Here is a 5849-nt window from a genome sequence, read left to right as displayed (position 1 = left end):
GTCACGACGGCGGCGCCGCCGAGGCCGATGTTGTGCTGCAGCGCGGCGGTGACGCCGTCGACCTGACGCTTGTCGGCGGTGCCGCGCAGCTGCCAGGTCAGCTCGGCGCACTGAGCCAGCCCGGTGGCCCCAAGCGGGTGACCCTTGGAGATCAGCCCGCCCGACGGGTTGACCACCCACCGTCCGCCGTAGGTGGTGTCGCCGTCGTCGATCAGCTTGGGCGCCTCGCCCTCACTGCACAGTCCAAGCGCCTCGTAGAGCAGCAGTTCGTTGGCCGAGAAGCAGTCGTGCAACTCGATGACCTGAAAGTCTTCGGGTCCTAGCCCGGACTGGTCGTAAACCTGTTGTGAGGCTTTGACGTTCATGTCGTGGCCGATGATGTTGGCCGCGCTGCCGTCGAAGGTGCTGGCGAAGTCGGTGGTCATGGCCTGGCCGACGATCTCGACCGCCTGGCCGGCCAACCCGTGCTTGGCGACGTAGTCCTCGCTGACCACGATTGCCGCGCCGGACCCGTCGGAGGTGGGGGAGCACTGCAGCTTGGTCAGTGGGTCGGAGATCATCTTGGCGGCAAGGATGTCGTCGAGCGAGTACGCCTCCTGGAACTGCGCGTACGGGTTGTTCACCGAGTGCTTGTGGTTCTTGTAGCCGATTTTTGCGAAGTGCTCGGCCGTCGTCCCGTACTTCTTCATGTGCTCGCGCCCGGCGGCCCCGAACATCCACGGCGCCACGGGAAACGCGAACTCGTCGATCTCGGCGAGCGCCTTGACGTGGCGGCCAAGCGGCGACTCGCGGTCCTGGGCGCCACCGCCGAGTGAACCCGGTTGCATCTTCTCGAAACCGAGGGCGATGACGCAGTCGGCCAGGCCGCCGCGGATGGACTGCGCGGCGAGGTAGAGGGCCGTCGACCCGGTCGAGCAGTTGTTGTTGACGTTGACGATCGGGATGCCCGTCATGCCCAACTCGTAGAGCGCGCGCTGGCCCGACGTCGAGTCCCCGGAGCAGTACCCGACGTAGCCCTGCTCGATCTCGGAGTAGGTGATGCCCGCGTCCTCGAGCGCCTTGGTGCCCGACTCCTTGGCCATCTGCGGGTAATCCCAGCCTTCACGACGGCCCGGCTTCTCGAACTTCGTCATTCCGACGCCGACGACGAAGACTCTGGTCTTGTTGGTGGCCATGGCTCATACCCTTCGCTGCGTTGCGCTTGGTTGCAACATAACAGCGGGTGGGCCAGCCGAATAGATTGAGTCGAGTTCAGCGGTAGTGGCCAAACATCGTGCCCTCGCGCCGGCCGGGATGCCGAAGTCGGAGAACGATCCCGCTGATTGCGCAGTCCAGCGATGCCGACTGGTGTACACCTAAGTAGAACGTGTTCTAGTTTTCGTGCCGAGAGGAGTGCCGGGTGACGTTGCGAGTGGTGCAGTGGGCGACGGGCGGAGTCGGTATCGCCGCCATCAAGGGTGTGCTCGAACACCCCGACCTCGAGTTGGCCGGATGTTGGGTGCATTCGGAAGCCAAGAGCGGCAAGGACGTCGGGGAGATCGTGGGTGTCGGGCCGTTGGGGGTCACCGCCACCAACGACGTCGACGCGATCCTCGCTCTGGACGCCGACGCCGTCATCTACTCGCCGTTGATGCCCAACCCAGACGAGGTCATCGCGCTGCTGCGATCCGGCAAGAACGTCGTCACGCCCGTTGGCTGGTTCTACCCAGGGGAGAAGGAGGCGGGGCCGATGCGCGCCGCCGCACTCGACGGTGGTGTCACCCTGCACGGAACCGGCATCGCGCCCGGCGGCATCAGCGAGAAGTTTCCGCTGCTGTTCTCGATCATGTCGACCGGCGTGACATTCGTTCGGGCCGAGGAGTTCTCGGATCTGCGGACCTACGACGCACCCGACGTCCTGCGCTACGTGATGGGCTTCGGCGACACCCCCGAGAAGGCGCTGACCGGTCCGATGCAGAAGCTGCTCGACGGCGGTTTCATCCAGTCGGTGCGGATGTGCGTGGACGAGATGGGCTTCAACGCCGACCCGAAGATCCGAGCTACCCAGGAGATCTCGGTCGCCACGGCGCCCATCGACACTCCGATGGGCGCCATCCAGCCCGGACAGGTGGCCGGGCGCAAGTTCCACTGGGAGGCACTCGTCGGCGACGAGGTCGTCGTCCGCGTCACCGTCAACTGGTTCATGGGGCAGGAGAACCTCGATCCCGCGTGGACGTTCGGGCCTGCGGGCGAGCGGTACGAGATGGAGGTGAAGGGCAACCCAGACTTCACCGTCACCATCAAGGGCTTTCAGCCCGAGACCGTCGAAGAGGGGCTGGAGAGCAACAACGGGATCGTAGCGACCGCCGCGCACTGCGTGAACTCGGTCCCTGCGGTGTGTGCCGCCGAGCCGGGTATCGCCACGTACCTCGACCTGCCGCTGATCAGCGGCAAGGCGGCGCCCCGCCTCCGCTGAAGCCGGTCGGGCCGCTCGTCGTCAGCTCCGTCACGGCTGGACCAGGATCCTGATCGGGTCGCCGTCGGCCTTCTCGAGTTTCTCGATGCCCTTGGCGACGTCCTCCAGTGACACGATCTCGCTGATCGAGCGCGACAGATCCAGCCGTCCCAGGGACACCAGACTGGCCAAGGTCCCGATGTCGGCGTTCTGATAGCCAAGGTGTCCAAGGACCTGCCGTTTGAACAGGTTGAACATCGCCGTCGGACCGATCGTGGGCGCATCGGCGCTCATGCCGATGCCGACGAGGCGCCCGCCGACGGTCAGGCTGCCCAGGGCCTGTTCGAACGTGGACTTCAGCCCGACGGCGTCGAACGCCACGTCGAGCTGGCGACCCCCGGTGGCTTCGGAGATCTTGTCGTGAAGGGCGTCGTCGCGCGCGTCGAACGCGTAGTCGGCCCCGAGGGCCAGTGAGCGGTCCAGAACGGCGGGCTTGATGTCGACGGCGATGATCGGGGCCGCGCCGACGAGGCGGGCCAGCTGTACGACGTGCGTGCCGACTCCGCCGACACCCCACACGCCCACCGACTCGCCGATGCCGACCTTGCCGGTGCGGACGACGGCGCCGTACGGCGTGGAGACCGCGTCGGCCAGGATCGCGGCGTGTTCCAACGTGACGTTGTCGGGAACCCTGGTCAGCCCGAACGCTTGCGCCACCGTGTATTCCGCCCATGCGCCGTCGTAGGCGAACGCCATCAGGCGGATGCGCAGACAGTTCGACACGTCGCCGCGTCTGCAGTTCACGCACTCCAGGCACGGACGGCCCGCGGCTACCACCACCCGGTCGCCCACGGCCCACCCGGTGACCCCGGGACCCAGCTTGGCGATGGTCCCCGACGCCTCGTGGCCCTGCGTCACCACTGCCTGCTGAGACGGAAAGGTGCCGTTGATCAGACTCAGATCCGAATGACAGATGCCGCAGAACGCCACTTTGACGAGGACCTCTCCCTGGCCCAGCTCGGGGATCGGAACATCTTCTACGGCAATCTCTTTGGAATCAGCGTAAAAGCGCTGCGCCCTCATCGTGTCAACCATGTCGCTCCTTCGTCGCGTGGTGGTACTGAACCCTACGTTTTGGCCACCTGGCACACTCGGCTTCCATGACGAAACGTGGGCTAGTGCTTGCAGGCGGAGGACTGGCAGGCATCGCCTGGGAGACGGGCATCCTGTGCGGGATCGCCGACGAGGTGCCCGACGCCGCCCGCGCACTGCTGGCCACCGACGTGCTGCTCGGCACGTCGGCGGGCTCGACGGTCGCGGCTCAACTCGGCAGCGGGACTGACCTCGGCGAGCTCTTCGCCAGGCAGATCGCCGAGAGCTCGCCGGAGATCGACCCGGGGGTCGGGGTCGAGGAGATCACCGCCCTGTTCACGAGTGCGTTGACGACGCCGAACGCCACCAGGGAGCAGCAACTCCAGCGGATCGGCGCGATCGCGCTGGCCACCGACACGGTGCCCGAGTCGGTGCGACGGGACGTGATCGCACGCCGGTTGCCCTCTCGCGAGTGGCCCGAACGCGTACTGCGGGTGACGGCCATCGACGTCGCCACCGGCGAACTGGTGGTCATCGACCGCGGCTCGGGCATCCCGCTCGTCGACGCGGTGGCGGCGAGCTGTGCGGTCCCTGGCGCGTGGCCGCCCGTGACCGTCGGCGATCGCCGCTTCATGGACGGCGGCGTCGGCAGCATCGTCAACATGACGGTCGCATCGGACTGCGATGCGGTGGTGGTTCTGGTGCCGTCGAGTGAGACGTCACCATCGCCGTTCGGCGACGGAGCGACGGCCGAGGTCGCTGCATTCGACGGTGACGTGCTGTCGGTGTTCGCCGACGACGCGTCGATCGCCGCATTCGGTCCCAACCCACTCGATCCGGCGTGCCGAATCCCCGCGGCGAACGCCGGCCGGGAACAGGGCCGACGGGAGGCGCCGCGGATCGCGCGGTTCCTAGGGCTTTAGCCAGCGCTGCGCGGCTCGGCTTGGCCAGATGGTCATGCGGTTCAGCAAGCCGTCACGCAAACCGACGGTGTGGAACGCCACGGCGCAGATGTGTGCCGTGAACGTCGCGAACAGGAGATACGCCAACACGGTATGCGCCGTTCGCAGCACGGCATAGAGCGCGATTCCGTGCGGCGCGATGCCGGGCAGGTGCAGCGGGCCGACCAACGTGACTGGCGAATCGGCCGCCGACAGCATGGCCCAGCCGACCAGCGGTTGGGCTACGAGAAGCGCGTACATCAGGCGTTCGGACCACGTCGCCACCTTGCGCTCCAGCGGGCCCATGGTCTTCAGGAACGCCGGTGGGTGGTGGGTCAGCCGGTTCACCAGTCGGACGACAGCGAAGACCAGGATCGCAATGCCAAGCACCCGGTGGACTGCCAGCAGCAGCGGGTAGTAGACGAGCGCGGCGATCATCGCGATGCCGAGGAAGAACTGCCCGATCACCATCACCGCCATCGACCAGTGCAGCAGCCGCGAAACCAGGGTGAACTTGGGCGGTGCGGCCGCAGGAGCCTCAGAGGCCACGGTCCACCTCCTCGACGTCGACTTCGCTGGGCGACTTGGGTTCTCGGGAACGGCGATCGAACGATCTGGCGTAGACCGCCGATCGGGCACGTGGCAGCGGGTCGTCCGAAGGGCCGAGACCGTCCGGCAGGACCAGCGGATCGAAGTTGACGTCGCGGGCGTTGTCCGCGGACTCGGTGTGCACTCGGTCGATGGTGATGACGCCGGCCTCGATGGTGCGCCGCTGCGCAGGCCACGCGAGCGTGGCGTCGTGGGTGGGGTCACCCGGTTCGGCCAGTATCAGCATCAAGCGCCAACTCACCGGGCCGCGACGTACCCGATCGATGAGGGTGTCGAACAAGTCGTCGTCTCCGCCAGAACCCATGCCGGGCTCGGTAGCCGGATCGACCGGCACGGCAGTCCATCGGATGGGTACGGATGCTCCACCGTGATTGGTCGCGATGAAGGCGTTGAGACCGCGGAAGGTGCTGTCGGCGAAACGGGGACTCGGCGGCGAGTTCTTGATGACCTTCATCGCCGCTGCGGTCTCGGGATGTCGCGCCAGGAATGCGGTCATCGCCCGTGGATTGGGCTGGCCGGTCGCCGGGTCGGGTTTCGATGCGAGAATGCGCTCGTAGAAGCCCTCCGGTGTGCTGTCGGGAAACACCGGCAGGTTGACCATGGCGGTCCGCCACTGTTGACCGTTCGGCAGTCGGAACAGAATCGCGAGTCCGCGCACGGTAGCGGGCTTGTCGGCCGCGTCGGGCACGCCGCCGGACATCGAGAAGCGGGCGATCACCGGCACCGTGCCGTGGTCGAAGACCGCGGCCCTCGACACCTCGACACCTGCTGAG

The 5849-nt window shown here is 66.9% G+C and carries 6 protein-coding genes; 2 read left to right on the top strand and 4 right to left on the bottom strand.

Annotation, left to right across the window (positions count from 1 at the left end; genetic code table 11):
* Window positions 1–1175 (bottom strand): thiolase family protein (locus ACRDUX_RS36865; RefSeq protein ID WP_526421825.1); only part of this gene is annotated, 1175 nt, incomplete at its 3' end.
* Window positions 1176–1399: 224 nt separating this feature from the next.
* Between ACRDUX_RS36865 and ACRDUX_RS36860 the strand changes: the two genes are divergently transcribed.
* On the top strand, window positions 1400–2455 hold the full coding sequence (locus ACRDUX_RS36860) for an NAD(P)H-dependent amine dehydrogenase family protein (RefSeq protein ID WP_526421823.1): 1056 nt from the start codon (window positions 1400–1402) through the stop codon (window positions 2453–2455).
* A gap of 30 nt (window positions 2456–2485) precedes the next feature.
* Here ACRDUX_RS36860 and ACRDUX_RS36855 read toward each other — a convergent pair whose 3' ends face one another.
* On the bottom strand, window positions 2486–3529 hold the full coding sequence (locus ACRDUX_RS36855) for a zinc-binding dehydrogenase (RefSeq protein WP_526421821.1): 1044 nt from the start codon (window positions 3527–3529) through the stop codon (window positions 2486–2488).
* Between the two features lie 65 nt (window positions 3530–3594).
* On the opposite strand from ACRDUX_RS36855, the gene ACRDUX_RS36850 reads away from it, so the two are divergent.
* Window positions 3595–4449, top strand: coding sequence for a patatin-like phospholipase family protein (locus ACRDUX_RS36850; RefSeq protein WP_526421819.1), 855 nt, complete (start codon window positions 3595–3597; stop codon window positions 4447–4449).
* Here ACRDUX_RS36850 and ACRDUX_RS36845 read toward each other — a convergent pair.
* Window positions 4438–5016: a cytochrome b gene (locus tag ACRDUX_RS36845; protein WP_526421817.1), complete on the bottom strand. Its 579-nt coding sequence runs from the start codon at window positions 5014–5016 to the stop codon at window positions 4438–4440. The two genes, ACRDUX_RS36850 and ACRDUX_RS36845, sit on opposite strands and share 12 nt — an antisense overlap.
* The coding region (locus ACRDUX_RS36840) for a catalase family peroxidase (RefSeq protein WP_526421815.1) at window positions 5006–5849 on the bottom strand (844 nt) is incomplete at its 5' end. The genes ACRDUX_RS36840 and ACRDUX_RS36845, both read right to left, overlap by 11 nt.

The sequence above is a fragment of the Mycobacterium sp. genome, assembly GCF_050701675.1.
Lineage (GTDB): Bacteria > Actinomycetota > Actinomycetes > Mycobacteriales > Mycobacteriaceae > Mycobacterium.
This window is presented reverse-complemented; position numbering and strand designations above follow the sequence as displayed.

Coding starts and splice junctions, on each gene's coding strand:
- ACRDUX_RS36855 (WP_526421821.1), bottom strand. CDS start 3,529: ATGGTTGACACGATGAGGGCGCAGCGCTTTTACGCTGATTCCAAAGAG.
- ACRDUX_RS36850 (WP_526421819.1), top strand. CDS start 3,595: ATGACGAAACGTGGGCTAGTGCTTGCAGGCGGAGGACTGGCAGGCATC.